This is a genomic window from Anaerobacillus alkalidiazotrophicus, from assembly GCF_001866055.1.
Genome location: NZ_MLQS01000019.1, coordinates 100054 through 117284, shown reverse-complemented (window position 1 = coordinate 117284; position 17231 = coordinate 100054). Strand labels below are relative to the sequence as shown.

Below are 17231 nucleotides of genomic sequence, written 5' to 3'. Positions count from 1 at the left end.
AGAAATCGTGACGTTCCCTGATTTTTCTTTGTTAGTGATAGTGACTTGCTCCACTATACAAACGAGCAGCTGGTTCACTAACTCCATAAGACCCTGTAAACTTAAATACTGTTTGAGAATCTTCCCATTACAGTGGCGGGAACCGTGACGGATTTACACCATCTTCCCTTTTAAACGTTACCTTTAAGGTCACGTACCTTTTTGTAAGATATTTAATTGTTGAAATGTCTATAAAGCTGAACTTCAATCAGTGGGGGATTTATTGCCCTTAAGAGTGCGAAATAAGAATAAAAAACCCTTAACGAGAGGTTAAGGGTTTAGAACACATAAATAGATAAAGTAAAATAACTTATATATCATATGAATTCTATCCCTCCCACCGAAGAATAAAGAAACAACTTTAAAAGCAGGTCTCCTGGCTTACGCTTCTTTCTACTCTTGCCTCCTTCCCAACTTAAACGTCAGTGGTTACAGACAATTTCATCAGCGAATACAGTAGCGGGGGCTGCATCGGACTCTAACCGATTTCCCTATTATCTTCACATTTTAATATGAAGCACTCTTAAATGAAATTATTAAATTTTCTAAATCTATTAAATAATATTTATTATCGTTTTGCAAGGAATAGATAATAAAACTAATTTTTTCTTTAAAATGTTTAGTATGTTGAGATTAATTTTTCTGTTTAAATATGCATAATAAGCGTCCTATTACTATACGTTTGTATGTAGGAGGTGTTTAATTTGAAAGCTACTATTCACCACACAATAAATTATCTAGTTGATAAATTACGCACTCACCAAAAAGCTGATGGGTCTTGGAGATTTTGCTTTGAAACTGGCGTAAAGACAGATGCCTATATGATTATATTATTAAAATCTTTAAACCATCAAGATGAGGAGCTAATAAAAAAAATAGTAAAGCGACTTCTTTCAATTCAAAGCACTAATGGTGTTTGGAAGGAATTTTATGACGAAGAAGAAGGTAATCTTTCTGCAACAATTGAAGCTTATTTCGCGTTACTTTATTCAGGCTATGTAAATGAAAAGGAAGACCGTATGCTAAAGGCGAAATCGTTTATTATGAAAAAAGGTGGTCTCGCAAGTGCCCATGATTTAACAAAGGTTATCCTATCTTTAACTGGACAAATTTCTTGGCCTAAAGCTTTCCAAGTTCCAATTGAATTTATATTGTTACCTCGCTCTGCTCCAATTAGTTTATATGACCTTGTCGGATATGCTCGGGTTCACTATGTACCGATCCTTATCGCTTCAAATATGGATTTCCATCTAAAAACGAAAGAAACTCCGAATTTATCTGAATTACTTGGAGAGCGACACCTCAATGACCGTCCACTTGATTTTTCAAAAAGCATTATTGAGACGATAAAAAGGGAAATAAAAAAACTTATCTACTTACCGAAACAGATTCGTAGTCTTGCTTTTGAACAAGCAAAACAATTTATGTTGAAGCGAATCGAACCTGATGGAACGTTATATAGTTATTTTAGTGCAACTTTCCTTATGGTATTTTCTCTACTTTCCCTTGGCTATTCAAAAACGGATCCAGTAATTGTAAATGCTATCAACGGCCTAAAAGGTCTTATTTGCAGAACAAAACATGGGTATCATACTGAAAATTCTACTTCAACCGTATGGGACACCGCCTTAATTAGTCATTCGTTACAAAAAGCTGGCGTTGAACCATTTGATCCGATGATTGTAAAAGCAGGTAACTATCTTTTATCAAGACAGCACACGAAATACGGGGACTGGGCATTTAACAATCCGAATACACTTCCGGGGGGGTGGGGTTTTTCAGATATTAATACCATTAATCCTGATGTTGATGATACAACAGCAGCTTTGAGAGCAATAAATGAACTTGCGAGTAACTATGTAAATTTTTCAAATAGTTGGTCTAGAGGTGTTCATTGGGTATTATCGATGCAAAATAATGATGGTGGATGGGCTGCATTTGAAAGAAACACTGATAACTTCATGGTTACCTTCATACCAATTGATGAGGCGGAACGAACATTTATTGATCCTTCAACAACGGACTTAACTGGAAGAACGTTAGAGTTTTTAGGTAATGATGTGAATTTACATGTGATTTATCCACAAATACGAATGGGCGCTCGTTGGTTAGTTCGAAATCAAGAAGAAAACGGTTCATGGTATGGTCGTTGGGGCATTTGTTATATTTATGGTACGTGGGCAGCTATTACAGGGTTAAGAGCTGTTGGCATTAGCCAGAATCACTCTTCCATTACGAAAGGTATAGATTGGTTACATTCCATTCAAAATAAGGACGGGGGGTGGGGAGAGTCTTGCTATAGTGACGCATACAAAAAGTATGTTCCCCTTAATGCAAGTACACCTTCGCAAACGGCATGGGCATTGGATGCGCTCATTTCCGTATTTGATCAGCCTACTACCATTATTGATAAAGGAATAGAGCGACTTATTCAAAGTGTTCAAGAAGACAGTTGGAAGACAGACTATCCAACAGGAGCTGGTCTACCAGGAGCCTTTTACATTCATTATCATAGCTATCGCTACATTTGGCCTCTACTTACGTTAAGTAATTACCGAAACAAGTTTTTATCGCAATATGAACTATAGATAGCCTTAAAATATCTATTTTAATATAGTTATTTTTCTTTAATATGAAAAAAATATCGGGGTTATAGATCGGATTTTGTATTTTAGAATAATAAATTCACTCCCCGGAAAAACTACAACTTTAAGCGTAATTTCCACAAAACCCATAAAGGATCTAGCATTTTAAACTAGATCCTCTTTCTAACGTCATCCCTTATTGCATCTATTACGCTTTCTGATAAATGAGCTGGAATGGATTTGTTTTCTTCAAAAAGCCACGTGTTGATTGTTTCAAGGTCGGATTTATTGAATGTTACACTATAATCTTTATTATTATAGGAAAAATCAGCTGTTACGTATTCTTGTCCATCAAAATGATCATCTATAATCATGTGTTTGATTTTATACTGATCCATGATTAACCACCTTTTATCTTTTTTATATAGAATTAACTATCTATTATTGTTTATACATGTTTAACTATATTCATCGATCTAACGATAGTCAGGAATTTTCTTTTTTGTTCATCAGTTAACTTTTAATAATATTGATCAAGAATACCATTTTCACGTTTTCTTGTTTATTTTTCTCCTTATCGTTCATTTATTAACCTATCTTAGCCACTACTCTTCTTTATGGTTATAACTGGCCTCCTCAAATATTAATGACTGTAAACTTGATTGATGGTCAAAATGACTGTCTTCTAAATCTGTATTCCAAGGGATATGATTTGAAGTTAATAGGTTAATAAAGTCAGTAAAGTTAAGCCCAGCTACAGTCGCTGCCTCCGATAAGGAAAGAGATTTTGAGACATACAAAGTAATAGCGATTGAATATTGAACTAAATTTTCTAGAGGTTGGTTATGATCAAGTTGCCGAATTAATTTAGTTGTGCTTTTTGGCAACTTGATCATAACCTCATTATTAAGCAAATCAGGCGGAACACGGTTCAAATTTTCCGTTTTATCCCATTCCTCGTGAGTAATCCCAATAGGCGCTCCCCCTTCAGTATAATCTACGATAAAGGCAAACATTTCGTCTGAATCAAAATCATCCTCCAAATATGGTTGATGTTTTCTTTTACGTGCTTTTTTTTTTGAGATCTTTTTTCTTCTATTTCTTTCATAATATTTTGTTTATATTCTTCACTGAAAGAGTGACCAAGCATTTCTAACTCTATTAATGCACAAAGCTTATCAACGCCATACCACTGACAATAGGATGGCAAGATATTTTTTGAAGTTATTGTTTGTGTTAGCCAATTCTTTTTAGCGTCTTTTAATCGTTGTTTTCTTTTTAGTCTTTTACGTTTTTGTTCTAAAGATCTTCCCATCTTACTCTCCTTTTGTAATCATTAGCCGTTTAAAAATAAAGCGTAATCGTCAACAAACTATGACTAGATTAATAAAAATAACCAAAACTCTCACACATTTTAAAAAAGATGCATGAGTTTTGGTTAATGTTGTTTCATGTATGATTATAGCCAATCATCAGATATTGAGCTATTTTCTGCTAGTTGATACGCTGCATTAGTGATCGCTTCTGCTAGTGTGTTTCCCGTTCCGTATATGTCGTTAAAACCAACCTCAAAATCACTTTTCTTAGTGTATGTAAATCCGAACTGTTGTAGTCTTTCTACGATAAGTATCGCTTGATCTAGATTTTGATCAGGCTTAAATTCTGAATCGCTAATGAAAGTCCGTTTTTCAAGGTCGAACCACTTACCTGAACTATTTAGACTCCATCCAAATATTCTACGTGCTATTACATCTTTTTTATTGATCATACTCTGTTCTCCCTTTGTTCTATTTTTTTTATTTTACCACTTTCATCGCTAGAAGCCTATTAATAAGCCGTAAAATCATGTGCAAAATCCATTAAAATAAGGTCCAGAGAAAATCTCTGCACCATTACTTTTAAATCATATTCCAAATAATTTAATTATATGCCAATTTTTTACGACTGGCATTCATTTTGGTTGTAATAGAAAGATAATACTCTAATTCTCTTACTATTAGTAGTAAATGTGCTCTAGCTTCAAATGTCTCCCAAGTTTCTGGTAGAGGAACTTTTTTGAAATCTTCTTCCACTCGTTTGAGTTTTTTAAGACAAATAGTCTTGTCTGTATCTGAGTGGAAATAGGAGCTAACAAATTCAATAAAGTCAGCAATAAGATATCGTTGTTCTACCATTGGGTGAATATGTTCCATATTAAGTATTAATCTCTCTATTATTTCCATTTGCTTTTCTCGAATGGTGAAATACCGATAATAATAATCATCTTTTTTAGAAAGTTGATTTTCTAAATTTCGATAAGCAAGAGATTTTGCCTCTCTAATTCCCTTTACACAATCTGTAATTTCTTGTTCTGTCCAAAGCTTTTGATTGGTCCTTAAATATTCAGCGATCTCACTAATAATATGTTGGATGTTCGTTTCAACTTCTTCTTGTTTCTTTTGTAACTGCCTTTCTAAGTTAGGCATATATAGATTTACTAACAACGCCGATCCTACTCCTATTAATACCAAGGCAATTTCATTTAATACAATTGACCAAGAAACATGCCCAGTCAGATAAATATGCAAAATAATAACCGTACTCGTTACCACTCCTTCGTTAATTTTAAGAAAAACAGTTGTAGGGATAAAAAATAGTAGTAAGAGTCCGATAACTGGAGGAGAAAAACTTATACCTTCGAAAAAAACATACGTAAAAGGTATTGCAAGCATACAGGCCATAAACCTAGCTGAGGCGCTCTCTAATGATTTTTTCTTCGATGTTTGAACGCAAAGTATCGTAATGATTGCGCTAAAAACATAAAACTGCAAATCAAAATATTGACCAATCGTAATCGCAATAGAGACTGCAGCAGCTGTTTTGATGGTTCGAAAGCCTATTTTGTATTTCATAATAGAAAGGACTCCTTTTTCTTCGATATAAATAATAAAGTGAGTGATATTTCCCTAGTACTTTTTGGGTTTCTCTTCAATTAACATTAATAAGTTAGTGCACTACTATATCTCAGTACTTTTTGTAAATCATCTAACACAACTTGTAACTTTGTTAATTGTTGAAATGATTATAGTACAAAAAAAGAAACAATAACTACATTTCCATTAGAAAATCTAACATTCTATTTCATTAGTGAGAAAAGAACAAGGTACCTATTTAGGCTTTTAGCCCTTTCACTGCAAATAATATACGAAACTAAAGACCTTTGACAGAGGCATCTCTTTGGCTACTGTGAAAAGGTAAGAAGTGGCCGAGATCGTAGCCTTCTTGCGCTAGACAGTTTCCAAGTTAGAAATTTATAGTTTGTGATTATGTAAAAAAACAGAAACACACTTTGTGTTCCTGTTCGCTCTCTCGTTAATTTATAAAACTACACTAATTTTCTCCTTTATTCACATCGGTATTATTCATTAATTCTAGATAATAAGTAACAAGCTCAGGATACTCTTTTATGTCTTGTTTCCCTTTTTCACTAATGATATATATCCCCCTTTTAATTCTTTCAAACCATTGGTAAAAGTTTTTTGTTAAAATTGAAGAAGTTTTCGCTCCCGCCCCCATTTCAATTAGTCTTTTGGGCGATAAAGGGCCGAATTTTTCTAAATAGCATGCAATTTGTATACAATTCTCTTTATAAGCGGTCATAATTTTCGTTCGATTACTCCCACCTAGATTATAATCTGCACTTCTGCCGTTAATTTCCGCTAGTAACCTTTTTCTTTTTTGTTTGTTTTGACGTGTATTTTTACTCTGATTAAATGGAGTCGGATGAAAGATAATTGCAGCTTTTTTACGATTACCTGTAAATGATACAATAATTAATCCGAGCTCAAGCCTTTTAATTAAATGACATAGATCTGTCCAACGTTTGGATCGTAAGCTGTATTTCGGTTTAGGTACTGCGACATAGACAAACTCTGTTAACCGCTGCCGTTTTGTGGCTTGGATAAGGAGATCAACATTTAAGGTAAGTTTTAATTCGATAACAATTAATTCATCTTCTTTGATAGCGGCAATGTCACAGTCATTAACTTCACCATAAACCTCATATCCTTCTTTAATAAAATACGTTTGGATTGGTTTATATAAGTCAACCTCTAATAGCTTTTTCTTCTCTTTCATAATATATAAACACCAGCCAATTCTAAAAAAATAGTTGCAGCTTCATCTCTCCATTTTATCATTAATTATTGATTATGGGTCCGGATATACCCTAATTTCGCTTTTCCAAGTATGTATTTTTCTATGTAGTAAAAACTTCTCATTCCTTTTCGGTATATTGTCCAATAAATGTTAATAAAAATCTACTAAAGAGAAGTTTAGATATTTTCTAATGATAACAAGAAAAATATGACTACTACCTATTTGGAGTGAGGGTTTATGGAGCTTGAAACTTTTATAAAACAAGTAAAACACGAAAAATCATTAATGGTCGGCGATAATAACAATTCGGTTGAACAATTACTAGTACAAAATAGTAAGGATTGTAGAAGACAAATAATTTTGGTGTTCTATTTATTATCAGATCAAAAAATGATGAGAAGCTTCTTTCATGCTTCAGAATATTTACTATCACTGAGAAGGTTACGAGATCAACTCCATTTAGCTTTGATTCGCATCAAAAGAAATCCAAATCATGGTCCTGAAGCGATAAAAATTGCTAATTTACTTTTAAAACGTGCTTTTAAAAAACAAAGTGTTTGCTTTCACCATTCCTCTAATGACATAGTCCTCGAGATGGAACATTTTCTATATCGAATTACTAATGAAAATGAAAACAGCTAAACGCCCATAAAAAAATAGAGCATTAAGCTGTTTTTTCGTTATATATATTTAGTAATACCAGAAATTTATCGGTCTATAGTAGAGAAAATTCAAACCCTTTATCTCTAATGTTATCAATAAGCTCCAGAAGAATAGAAACAGTTTGTTCTAATTCGTGAAGTAGGATTATGGAGCCATCCATTATATGTTCAATGACATTACATACAATTTTATGGGGATTTTGCTTATTTTCCCAATCATAAGAGGTAATTTCCCACATAATTGGCGTTAATTCAAATTCTTTTAAAATCTCCATTGTATCTTCGTTATATTGACCAAATGGCGGGCGGAAATATCCTACCTTTGATCCAGTCACGTTTTCTATAATCCTTATACTATTATTTATTTGACGAAATTGTTCACCTCGGGTCAATTTCACTAGATTTTTATGATTGTGAGCGTGCGAAGCAATCATATGGCCTTCATCTATCACCCGCTGCCACGGTCTCTCGTGATACAATAATTTGGATTGCCAAAAAAATATCGCTTGAACATTCTTCTCTTTTAAGATATTCAATATCGTATTTAAGTGCCTGCTCGGACCATCATCAAAAGTAAGTACAACTTTCTTATTAGCTTCTTTTACCTGTTTCAAGTTTTTTATCCAACGCTCATCTTTTAGATCGTACACGATCCCCTCAGAAACTACTCATGGATTTTTCATGATTCTAATTCCAACTCCCATTTATTAATTAGTTTGTGTAATATAATCAGCTGTACGAAGAGCTAATGCCATGGTTGTTATAACTGGGTTTGCGGCCCCAGTGTTTCGTAATACACTATTATCAGCAACAAAGAGTCCACGAACATGATGAACTTGCCCGTACTTATTTGTAACCGAAGTTTCAGGATCATCCCCCATTCTACAAGTTCCCATCTCATGATAGTCAAGCCCAGGTGGTCGTAAAGATATTTCTTCGTCTTTCTTTCCATTTATGATTTTTAGAGCGTATTCCATTTGGTTATGAATATAAGAAATTAATCGATAGTCTTTTTGGCTATATGAAAAATTAACATCAATTGTCGGGTAGCCAAATCTATCTTTTTTTGTTGAATGTAGCATAACTTTATTTTCGTACCTAGCTTCAACTTTTCCGAAACCTTGTACAAAAAAAGGAATTCTATCTTGCTCAGGCAATTGATTTTTATAATAGAAAAAAAAGCCACCTAAACCGTATAATTGAAGTTGAAATGGAATTTCCCTCGTCTGCGGAACTAAAATTCCAAGATTACCAAAATTTTCTAGGAAGTCAAAGCGATTAAAACTACCGTTAACTTCTAAAAAAGAATGATTTACTAGATAATGCCCGATTGCTTTTCCTTCAATTCCTGAATTTAATAAGATTCTTGGAGTTTCAAGTGCACTAGCTGATAAAATGATGTTTTTTGCTCGAATAATATAGGGTTGCCCCTCAGGAGTTACAACTTCTATCCCAGATATTTTGTCATTATTTACGATAACACGTACTCCTTTAGTATTAATTGAGAGATCAAATGGATTTAGTTCAAGTGACCTTGCAAGAAAATCTATCGAACTAAAGTATACATCCGATTTGATTGTACCAAACTTTGTCTTTGAAATGTCAGTGGCTATCGGTACTCCAGTAGCCTGAGGGAAACCATTTTCCCTTAGTCTTTTTAATGTAATATCTGTTATAGAAGCATCTTTAGTAAAGTCGTTAGTTACCCCCATAACCCTCTCAAGCTTATTATAATACCCAATTAAATCATCATAAGAAATTGGCCAATCATTAATTGGAAATTCTATTTTATGCATTCTTGGTGTAACGGCAGACCAAAATAAGGTTCTTCCACCTAAAGCATAAACGATTCTCGCTCCAGGAAATTCGGGAAGTTCCCAACCTACCGGGGTGCTAATATTCGGGTTTAAGAAGTACTTAGGAAATCTTTCATTTTCCAAGGTGGAAATATTATGCGCGTGTGTCGGTAGTAATAATCCACCAGCTTCTATCATTCCAATTTTCTTCCCTTTTTTACTCCATTGTTCACATACACGGTATAGTGCTGCTGACCCACCAGCTCCACTACCTACGATAAGAACGTCATATTCTTCAAGTACCATTTTTTCAATTGAAGTCGTTGGTATCCAATGATTGATAAATTCTTCTGGCATTTTCGGATAGCCAAATGGAGGAATTTTGAAATGATTATTTAATTCAGGGGGAATATACACTTTCATATTCGTGATATCTCCATCAGGATCATCAATATGAGCATTAACTCTTAATAATGAATGCATATCTATATTTTGTGAATGAGCAATTTTCCTCAATGTATCAGTACTTTTAGCAATTATTATTTTCAACATTATTCCCCCCCCACTTTACGGACTCTTTTAATATTTATTTTAAAAAAACCAAAATATACATATTATAAATACTTTAATTTAGTATTAAGTCTAATTACCTAACAAACAAAAAAACGCTAAAGTATAGCGTTTTCTTAGTATTATATAATTAGACTACATTTGGTCCCATTTTCTGTTGTTCTTCCTATTTTCGGACACCATTCTGTAATATTAATCTATTTTTTGAATATACGTTTTCACCATCTTTTTTTCATTTAATTGCTTGAAAATTATATAACCATTGCACTCACACCAAGTAGATAAATCTTTTATAAAGTTGACATCACTAGCTGTTATTTCCAAAACTTGTCCATCCATCATTTCATTCATTGCTTTCGATACACTCATAATCGCGCCTGGGCACTGAATACCTGTAACATCTATTGAAACATCTATTTCCTCTAATTCTTTTTGTCTAATAGCTACACCTTCATCGTTCGTTATAGTAACATGATTGTCAACATTAGTATGACTGAAAACTGAAGAATAAGTTTTCCATCCACCGTCCAAGTTTTTCACGTTAAAACCATTTTCCTGTAGTATTCGAGTAGCTAAATAACCACGTAATCCAACCTGACAGCTGACATAAATCGTTTCATTTTTTTGTAGTTCAGCTAACCGATCACGTAAATCATCAAGCGGTATATTTTTTGAACCTTTGATATACCCCATTTCTAGCTCTATTGGATTACGAACATCTATTAAAGTTCCACCATTAGTAACAATTTCATCGATCTCATTCCATTGAACTGTTTCAAGTACTCCTTCAACGATATTGGTCGCTACATAACCAGCCATATTAACTGGATCTTTCGCAGACGAATACGGAGGTGCATAGGCTAACTCTATATCGACAAGATCCATTACTGATAAATTTCCTTTGATGGCAGTAGCAATTACGTCAATTCGTTTATCAACTCCGTCTTTTCCAACTGCTTGTGCTCCATAAATTTTCCCCGTTTCTTTATCAAAGATGAGTTTTAAGGCAATTGGACTTGCTCCAGGATAGTAGCCTGCATGTGAGCCAGGGTGTAGATGGACCACTTGATAAGGAATCCCTAGACGTTTTAACGTTTTTTCATTATTTCCAGTCGTGGCTACCGTATAATCGAGAACTTTTGCTATCGAGCTGCCTAGCGTCCCATTATAACGAACATTTTTCCCATAAATATTATCAGCAACGATTCTTCCTTGACGATTAGCTGGCCAAGCCAGTGGGATCATCGTTGGTTGTTCGTTAATATAATCTTTCACTTCAATCACATCACCAATTGCATAAATCGTAGGATCACTTGTTTGTAAATATTCATTCACTTGAATACCACCACGTTCACCAACATTCAAGCCTGCCCGAACTGCAAGTTCATTTTCAGGACGTACACCTATAGAAAGGATGATCATGTCTGTTTCAATTTCCTTTCCGATTTGTGTCACGACCTTTTTCCCTTCATCTTCAAAAGACTTTACCCCATCACTTAATATAAGATTAATTCCTTTATCCTTAAGGTGTGTGTGTATGATCGAGGCCATTTCATAATCAAGAGGCGCCATCACTTGATCGGCCATTTCGATAATCGTCACATATAGGCCACGCTCATATAAATTTTCAGCCATTTCTAAGCCAATAAAACCACCACCTACTATGACAGCACGTTTCGGATTTTTATGATCAACGTACGATTTAATTCGATCAGTATCTGGGATATTTCGTAACGTAAAAATGGCATTTGCTTCTTTTAACCCTGGTATAGGTGGGACAATCGGGCGAGCTCCTGGTGATAGAACTAATTGATCGTAGCCCTCTTCATATTGCTCTCCTGTACGTAAATCTTTGACAGTTACAGTATTGTTATTACGGTTAATATCAATAACTTCACTTAAGTTTCGAATATCTAATTTAAATTTATTAGACATTCCTTCAACAGTTTGAACTAATAACTTTTCTCGATCGGTAATCGTTTCACCAATGTAATAGGGTAAACCACAGTTAGCAAAAGAAATATGTTCCCCTTTTTCAAACATAACAATCTTAGAAGTTTCATCTAATCTTCTTAAGCGAGCAGCAGCCGTTGCACCACCTGCAACACCACCAACAATCACTATTTTTTTACTCATTTATACTTCCTCCCTTATATTTTAACTTCAATTAGTTATACGCGTATAGGTATTTAATCTTAAAAAAAATTAAACCACTATCCCTTTCCAATCTAGCATTCCGCCAACCATATTGATGACATTGTACCCATGATTTAAGAGAAAACGTGTAGCTAATATACTTCTGGCACCTGAATGGCAAACAATGATATATTCTTTAGCCTTGTCTAAATCGTACATTTTAAACTCAAGGATACTAAGTGGTATGTTAATGCTCCCCGGTATTTTACCTGTTCGTACTTCGTCGTCCTCACGAACATCAATAATAATTGGATTTTTTAACTTTCCGACTTCTGTTGATCTGATTTCCCTCATGAAACCACGCCCTTTATAAAATTAGTACCATGAACTCATACCGCCCTTAACATTTGTAATCTGTTGAAAACCCATTTTCTTTAACAATTTTGCTGCTTTATTACTTCGCATACCACTTTGGCAGATAACAACAACTCTTTATCTTTCGTTAATTTTTCGGACTTTATAGTTAATTCATGAAGTGGAATGTTATTAAAGCTTTTTATGTGGTTGCTAGTAAATTCTCCTAAAGTTCGAACATCAACAAATTGAATGTCTTTTCTTTTTAGTTTCGTTTTTAATTCTTCCGTTGTAATTTGATTAACACCCTTAACCGGTACGAATCGATTGAATAAAAATATATACCAGCAATAACAACGAGTACTACGTTTATAATTACATCCATTTATTTCACACCTTCTCATTCGTTTTCTTTAACCTATACTCGTATAGGTAATAGGTAGACAAAAAAATTTTAGTTTAGTAAATTAGTTACATTACTAATCCACTTTCCAAGAAACCGCTAAACTTTATCTACTTTTTACGAGTAGGTTAACGGCTTCTTGAATAAATGCTTCAGTCTCTTCACCTTTCTCAACATGCTGTCTGACGCAGTGCTCCAAATTTGAACTAACGACTAAACCTATCGTTCGATCTAAAGCACTTCTAGCTGCAGATATTTGTATGACTAGTTCTTTACAGTCTTTCCCTTCTTCCATCATTCTTGAAATCGCTTTTACTTGTCCCTCAATACGTTTGATTCTATTTTTCATTTTATCCGTGTACTCCATGTATGACCCTCCTGTTCTTGCAATTTTGTATATTGGACTTTTTATTTGGATGATGAATTAAATAGAAGCCATTTATTTTAATCCCTTTTCTAAGTAAGAAGCGACTACTTATGTTTACATCTACAATATTTGAAGCTATAATATATACATTCTTTTCGTTTAACCCTCGATAATTTCTCTTTAAATAAGCCAATGGAATATTTATCGTTCCTTTTATTTGATGATGATGAGCCAATTCATAATCTCTAATATCAAGAATGTATGCATTGTTTGTTTTAACTATTTTATCTAATTTGATACATTCTATCCCTTTAACTGGAAAATGTCTTCTGTATAGATAGTAAACCTTAAGTAAAATAGTTACACTAATAATCGTGAAATACATCATTTAATCACCTATTTCCCTTATTTCACCACTTCACCTTTCCAATCAAGAATCCCACCCTTTACATTGACCAAATCTTTGTAACCAATATCTTTTAAAATATTAGCAGCTTGCAAACTTCTGTTTCCACTACGACAAAAGATAACAACTGTTTTCTCTTTAGGAATTATGTCATAATTATTTTCTAACTGACTTAATGGAACATTCACCATGCCGTTAATATGTCCATCCTGAAATTCATGTGGTTCACGAACATCAATATAAAATACATCATTTTGGCCATCGCTCTCTAACATTTCAGCTAATTGATCTGTATTAATTTGTTCAATTCCTTGAGCTTGGAACTGCTTATAGCCAAAAAATAACAATAATAGTAAGAATAATAAAATGAAATGAAAATATTTTTTGATCACTGAATAACTACTCCTCTCGTCATTTGATGTTTTTATTTTATACCTGAGGGGGTATAAAAGTCAATAGGGAGATTTAATCATCATTCAGAGCACCAATCAATTTATGGTTGGTGCTTGAGGTTGGTGGGTTCGTTTAAATGAAGAGAGTACGAGGAACAAAACATTTTATTAATTAGGCTTGATTTTTTTCATAAGAGTGAAATTGGTAAATAACAGTACTTACTAATAAAATTATTGAGAAGTCTCAGTCTTGACTTCAACATCAAATAATCTCTGGTTTAATACTTTTATTTGGCAATCTTTTTGATCTACTTGTTTTTTTACATGCAGTAACATGCCAACAATTGTTTCTTCCTGATGCTTTTCGATGCGGAAAACCGCTGTTTTAATTTCTTTAATATCGCCTTTCATAGTAGAGAAATCGGTCTGTAGATTCTTCATATTGCCTTTTACAGTAGAAAAATCGGTCTGTAAATTCTTCATATTGCCTTTTACAGTAGAAAGATCGGTCTGTAAATTCTTCATATCGCCTTTCATAGTAGAAAAATCGGTCTGTAAATTCTTCATATCGCCTTTCATAGTAGAAAAATCGGTCTGTAAATTCTTCATATCGCCTTTTACAGTAGAAAAATCGGTCTGTAAATTCTTCATATCGCCTTTCATAGTAGAGAAATCGGTCTGTAAATTTCTCATATCGCCTTTCATATTAAAGATTTCATCTTTAATATTGTTGATATCTCCTTTTATGTTATGGAGTTCACATTTCATTTCAGATCGTAGGCTATTTAACTGATTTTCTGTTTTTGCTTGTCCATCTAAAATCTTTAGTAGCAATTCTTCCATGTTCATTCACCTCCCTTTTAATTATATCATATCATTATTTTACCTTAAATCATGATTATAGTAATATTATCTAACCTATATAATTCTTATATTTTACAATTTGTCCCTTTTTCTAATTTGTTCTAATTCTCTTGTATCCAAATAATAGCTAGTTTAAAAAACAACTATCAATGACGATTTAAAAAGTGGATTGGAAAATGAATTTATGGGACCAAATTCAGTAGTTCCGCTATCTCCGCAAAATTGGCTGCTTTTTAAACCTTCATGGGCACAAGCTCCCCTAATTTGTTGAAACCACAGAAAAAACCAACCCACCTAATATCGCCACTTATTACATAGTTACAAACACGACCTTAACGTTCTGTGAAATAACTATTTCACAGAACGTTAATTTTACGATAAACTAGAATTGAGGTGATAATAGTGTCATTGTTTGCAAGATTAAATGCGATTCGATCAGAAGAAAAAAATACAAATAATTTCCAACATGAAGCATTGAAAAATGAATATAACCGAATTGAGCATCTACCCTTTTTTATTCAAGACTATTTAATCAGCAGAATTACACTCGGATATTCTAAAGCTACCATCCAACGTTATATTTATGATTTTTGTGATTTTTTTACATATGTAATGAAACAAACGGAAAGCAAGTTAGAAGATATTATTCAGCTTCCTTTAGAAGATTTTTTAAAACTAGAAACGTCCTCTGTTCAACTTTATGTAAGTTACCTTTCATTAGAAGTTGAAAATGAAGCACGTACGATTAATCGTAAACTATCAGCCCTGCAATCCTTATTTGATTATTTCATTGAAATAGAAAAAACAACAACTAACCCAGTTACAAATGTGAACAGACCGAAAATTGGAAAGCGTGAACCTATATTTTTAACACAAAGAGAAGTGCGCCAATTACTAGACTATATTAAAACTGAACAACCTGAAAAAAATCTACGAAAACGGCTTTACCATGAAAAATTAAAACACCGTGATTACTTAGTTTTTTATTTATTAACGTCAACAGGCTTACGCATTTCTGAACTTTCTGCTTTAAAAATGAAGGATATACAGTTTGAGCGCCAAACGTTAACTGTACGAGGAAAAGGAAATAAGGAAAGAACAATTCCACTTACGAGTGAAACGATAAAGACTATTCAATTTTATTTACATTCACTTCCTCCTTCATCAAGAAGAGAAACATCACGTGCTTCACTGATCATCGGCTATGACTTTAAAACAAATTCATATACAGAATCAGTTACATTAAGTGCATTACAGAAAATGATCCAACGTACGATTGAGCGAGCAAAATCACATGTTCCTATTTTAAGAGATAAGCCAATAACTGCACACAAGTTAAGACATACATTTGCGACTGCATTAATTGAGAATGGTGTTGATGTGTTGACGGTTCAAAGTTTACTCGGCCATGAATCTGTTGCAACAACACAGGTATATGCCCATGTTCAAGATCATACACGAAAACAAGCAATTGAACGTTTAAGTTTTTCCTTATAAAGAGTTTAAAAGAACGTAAAAAAAACTTACCCTTGCTCGGTAAGTTCCTTTACTACAATTGTCTTTAATTTCATAATCATCGTCACTCTTTCTCCAAAAAGAGTGGCATGTTTTTTCTTTTACCTCCTGTCTCCTTTTTTGAGACCAACCACTCATCACAACAATTACAATGTAAAACATCATCTACCTAAAAACTAAAAAATAGGACCGTTCACAGTTGAACAGTCCCATATAAATATGTTATTTCATGACCAATCCACCGTCAACGACCATGCATTGTCCAGTAACAAACGTTGACCAGCTGCTTGCAAAAAATAATACACTACCAACAACATCATTAGGTGTAGCAATTCTATGAAGTGGGGTTTGCTGCTTTATCAATTCTTTTATTTCCTCTTTTGTTGTTCTACTTGCATCAGTCGGATAAACAAGACCCGGTGCTACGCAATTGACATTGATACCAAAAGTTCCAACATCTACCGCTAAGTTTTGAGAATACGTAAGGACGGCTGCTTTAGCAGTATTATAATCATGGTATGGTACAATTGGACGATAAACAAGGTTACTAACCATGTTTATAATCCGTCCCGCTCTCTTTTTCTTCATAATAGAGATTGCATGTTTGCATACATTATACGTCCCCTTTAATGCGCCATCGATTTGTCGTTGGTAATCTTCCCATTCAAGTTCCCAAGCGAGCTTTCGTTGTTCGGGATCGAACGCATATGCATGTAGAGCGTTGTTGACAACAATATCAATCGTATCAAATTCAGAGATAACCTCCTCAAACAAAGATTTCATATCTGCTTCATTTGTTACATCACCTTGTACTGTATAAGCATCAACATCATACTTCTCGATTAGTTCATTTGCTAGTTGCTCGGCCCTCTCTTTATTTTTCAAATAATTGATGACAACCGTTGCCCCTTGCTCTGCAAAACCTCTTGCGATCGCAGCTCCTATCCCTCTACTTGAACCTGTTATGAGGACAACTTTTTGTTGTAATTGTGTATCCATATTTAT

18 protein-coding genes, 1 pseudogene and 2 riboswitches are annotated in these 17231 nt (G+C 33.8%); of the genes and pseudogenes, 3 read left to right on the top strand and 16 right to left on the bottom strand.

The annotated features are described in order from the left end of the window. Positions 1 to 51: 51 nt before the first annotated feature. Positions 52 to 212, bottom strand: a riboswitch (cobalamin riboswitch). A gap of 176 nt (positions 213 to 388) precedes the next feature. Beyond that, a riboswitch (cobalamin riboswitch) is annotated at positions 389 to 579 on the bottom strand. 164 nt (positions 580 to 743) lie between these two features. Next, complete coding sequence (shc, locus tag BKP45_RS14085) at positions 744 to 2627, top strand: squalene--hopene cyclase (protein WP_071390328.1); 1884 nt, start codon at positions 744 to 746, stop codon at positions 2625 to 2627. A gap of 167 nt (positions 2628 to 2794) precedes the next feature. On the opposite strand, the gene BKP45_RS14080 is transcribed toward shc, so the two are convergent. From BKP45_RS14080 to BKP45_RS14055, 6 genes are all read right to left on the bottom strand, one after another. Then, a complete protein-coding gene (locus BKP45_RS14080; RefSeq protein WP_071390327.1) occupies positions 2795 to 3022 on the bottom strand; it encodes a hypothetical protein in 228 nt (75 codons plus the stop codon). A 207-nt stretch (positions 3023 to 3229) separates the two neighbouring features. Then, on the bottom strand, positions 3230 to 3640 hold the full coding sequence (locus BKP45_RS14075) for a UPF0175 family protein (RefSeq protein ID WP_071390326.1): 411 nt from the start codon (positions 3638 to 3640) through the stop codon (positions 3230 to 3232). Next, a complete protein-coding gene (locus BKP45_RS14070; protein ID WP_071390325.1) occupies positions 3622 to 3939 on the bottom strand; it encodes a hypothetical protein in 318 nt (105 codons plus the stop codon). The genes BKP45_RS14075 and BKP45_RS14070 overlap by 19 nt, the downstream gene beginning before the upstream one ends. A gap of 144 nt (positions 3940 to 4083) precedes the next feature. Continuing rightward, positions 4084 to 4392, bottom strand: coding sequence for a BC1872 family protein (locus BKP45_RS14065; RefSeq protein ID WP_322788164.1), 309 nt, complete (start codon positions 4390 to 4392; stop codon positions 4084 to 4086). A gap of 151 nt (positions 4393 to 4543) precedes the next feature. Next, entirely contained in the window at positions 4544 to 5515 is a 972-nt protein-coding gene (locus BKP45_RS14060) for an aromatic acid exporter family protein (RefSeq protein ID WP_071390324.1), read from the bottom strand. Positions 5516 to 5993: 478 nt separating this feature from the next. Beyond that, positions 5994 to 6740 (bottom strand): DUF2161 domain-containing phosphodiesterase, encoded by a 747-nt coding sequence (locus tag BKP45_RS14055; protein WP_071390323.1) that lies wholly within the window; start codon positions 6738 to 6740, stop codon positions 5994 to 5996. A gap of 258 nt (positions 6741 to 6998) precedes the next feature. Here BKP45_RS14055 and BKP45_RS14050 point away from each other — a divergent pair, with 258 nt between their 5' ends. Next, positions 6999 to 7403, top strand: a complete 405-nt coding sequence (locus BKP45_RS14050) for a hypothetical protein (RefSeq protein WP_071390322.1) — start codon at positions 6999 to 7001, stop codon at positions 7401 to 7403. Between the two features lie 73 nt (positions 7404 to 7476). On the opposite strand, the gene BKP45_RS14045 is transcribed toward BKP45_RS14050, so the two are convergent. The 9 genes and pseudogenes from BKP45_RS14045 to BKP45_RS14005 all read right to left on the bottom strand — a co-directional run bounded on the left by BKP45_RS14045 (position 7477) and on the right by BKP45_RS14005 (position 14696). Beyond that, positions 7477 to 8073 carry a polysaccharide deacetylase family protein gene (locus BKP45_RS14045; protein ID WP_071390321.1) on the bottom strand — a complete coding sequence of 199 codons (597 nt, stop codon included), beginning with the start codon at positions 8071 to 8073 and terminating at the stop codon, positions 7477 to 7479. 57 nt (positions 8074 to 8130) lie between these two features. Then, positions 8131 to 9771, bottom strand: a complete 1641-nt coding sequence (locus tag BKP45_RS14040; RefSeq protein ID WP_071390320.1) for a GMC oxidoreductase — start codon at positions 9769 to 9771, stop codon at positions 8131 to 8133. Positions 9772 to 9981: 210 nt separating this feature from the next. Continuing rightward, positions 9982 to 11925, bottom strand: coding sequence for a CoA-disulfide reductase (gene cdr / locus BKP45_RS14035; protein ID WP_071390319.1), 1944 nt, complete (start codon positions 11923 to 11925; stop codon positions 9982 to 9984). Positions 11926 to 11994: 69 nt separating this feature from the next. Further along, positions 11995 to 12279 carry a rhodanese-like domain-containing protein gene (locus BKP45_RS14030; RefSeq protein WP_071390318.1) on the bottom strand — a complete coding sequence of 95 codons (285 nt, stop codon included), beginning with the start codon at positions 12277 to 12279 and terminating at the stop codon, positions 11995 to 11997. Positions 12280 to 12300: 21 nt separating this feature from the next. After that, a pseudogene (locus BKP45_RS14025) lies at positions 12301 to 12664 on the bottom strand (rhodanese-like domain-containing protein). A gap of 124 nt (positions 12665 to 12788) precedes the next feature. Then, positions 12789 to 13049 carry a metal-sensitive transcriptional regulator gene (locus BKP45_RS14020; protein WP_071390317.1) on the bottom strand — a complete coding sequence of 87 codons (261 nt, stop codon included), beginning with the start codon at positions 13047 to 13049 and terminating at the stop codon, positions 12789 to 12791. Then, entirely contained in the window at positions 13033 to 13434 is a 402-nt protein-coding gene (locus BKP45_RS14015; RefSeq protein ID WP_071390316.1) for a rhodanese-like domain-containing protein, read from the bottom strand. The genes BKP45_RS14020 and BKP45_RS14015 overlap by 17 nt, the downstream gene beginning before the upstream one ends. A gap of 20 nt (positions 13435 to 13454) precedes the next feature. Further along, positions 13455 to 13847, bottom strand: a complete 393-nt coding sequence (locus tag BKP45_RS14010) for a rhodanese-like domain-containing protein (RefSeq protein WP_245747496.1) — start codon at positions 13845 to 13847, stop codon at positions 13455 to 13457. A 231-nt stretch (positions 13848 to 14078) separates the two neighbouring features. Beyond that, entirely contained in the window at positions 14079 to 14696 is a 618-nt protein-coding gene (locus BKP45_RS14005) for a hypothetical protein (RefSeq protein WP_139193837.1), read from the bottom strand. 417 nt (positions 14697 to 15113) lie between these two features. Here BKP45_RS14005 and BKP45_RS14000 point away from each other — a divergent pair, with 417 nt between their 5' ends. After that, positions 15114 to 16208 carry a tyrosine-type recombinase/integrase gene (locus tag BKP45_RS14000; RefSeq protein ID WP_071390314.1) on the top strand — a complete coding sequence of 365 codons (1095 nt, stop codon included), beginning with the start codon at positions 15114 to 15116 and terminating at the stop codon, positions 16206 to 16208. A 240-nt stretch (positions 16209 to 16448) separates the two neighbouring features. Here BKP45_RS14000 and BKP45_RS13990 read toward each other — a convergent pair whose 3' ends face one another. Then, complete coding sequence (locus BKP45_RS13990) at positions 16449 to 17225, bottom strand: 3-oxoacyl-ACP reductase (protein ID WP_071390312.1); 777 nt, start codon at positions 17223 to 17225, stop codon at positions 16449 to 16451. Positions 17226 to 17231: the final 6 nt, after the last annotated feature.

What these genes read in the sequence shown, in the direction of transcription:
- BKP45_RS14060 (WP_071390324.1), bottom strand. Translation starts at nt 5,515, where the DNA reads ATGAAATACAAAATAGGCTTTCGAACCATCAAAACAGCTGCTGCAGTC.
- cdr (WP_071390319.1), bottom strand. Translation starts at nt 11,925, where the DNA reads ATGAGTAAAAAAATAGTGATTGTTGGTGGTGTTGCAGGTGGTGCAACG.
- BKP45_RS14070 (WP_071390325.1), bottom strand. Translation starts at nt 3,939, where the DNA reads ATGGGAAGATCTTTAGAACAAAAACGTAAAAGACTAAAAAGAAAACAA.
- BKP45_RS14080 (WP_071390327.1), bottom strand. Translation starts at nt 3,022, where the DNA reads ATGGATCAGTATAAAATCAAACACATGATTATAGATGATCATTTTGAT.
- BKP45_RS14075 (WP_071390326.1), bottom strand. Translation starts at nt 3,640, where the DNA reads ATGTTTGCCTTTATCGTAGATTATACTGAAGGGGGAGCGCCTATTGGG.
- BKP45_RS14040 (WP_071390320.1), bottom strand. Translation starts at nt 9,771, where the DNA reads ATGTTGAAAATAATAATTGCTAAAAGTACTGATACATTGAGGAAAATT.
- BKP45_RS14005 (WP_139193837.1), bottom strand. Translation starts at nt 14,696, where the DNA reads ATGAACATGGAAGAATTGCTACTAAAGATTTTAGATGGACAAGCAAAA.
- BKP45_RS13990 (WP_071390312.1), bottom strand. Translation starts at nt 17,225, where the DNA reads ATGGATACACAATTACAACAAAAAGTTGTCCTCATAACAGGTTCAAGT.
- BKP45_RS14030 (WP_071390318.1), bottom strand. Translation starts at nt 12,279, where the DNA reads ATGAGGGAAATCAGATCAACAGAAGTCGGAAAGTTAAAAAATCCAATT.
- BKP45_RS14055 (WP_071390323.1), bottom strand. Translation starts at nt 6,740, where the DNA reads ATGAAAGAGAAGAAAAAGCTATTAGAGGTTGACTTATATAAACCAATC.
- BKP45_RS14050 (WP_071390322.1), top strand. Translation starts at nt 6,999, where the DNA reads ATGGAGCTTGAAACTTTTATAAAACAAGTAAAACACGAAAAATCATTA.
- BKP45_RS14015 (WP_071390316.1), bottom strand. Translation starts at nt 13,434, where the DNA reads ATGTATTTCACGATTATTAGTGTAACTATTTTACTTAAGGTTTACTAT.
- BKP45_RS14020 (WP_071390317.1), bottom strand. Translation starts at nt 13,049, where the DNA reads ATGGAGTACACGGATAAAATGAAAAATAGAATCAAACGTATTGAGGGA.
- BKP45_RS14065 (WP_322788164.1), bottom strand. Translation starts at nt 4,392, where the DNA reads ATGATCAATAAAAAAGATGTAATAGCACGTAGAATATTTGGATGGAGT.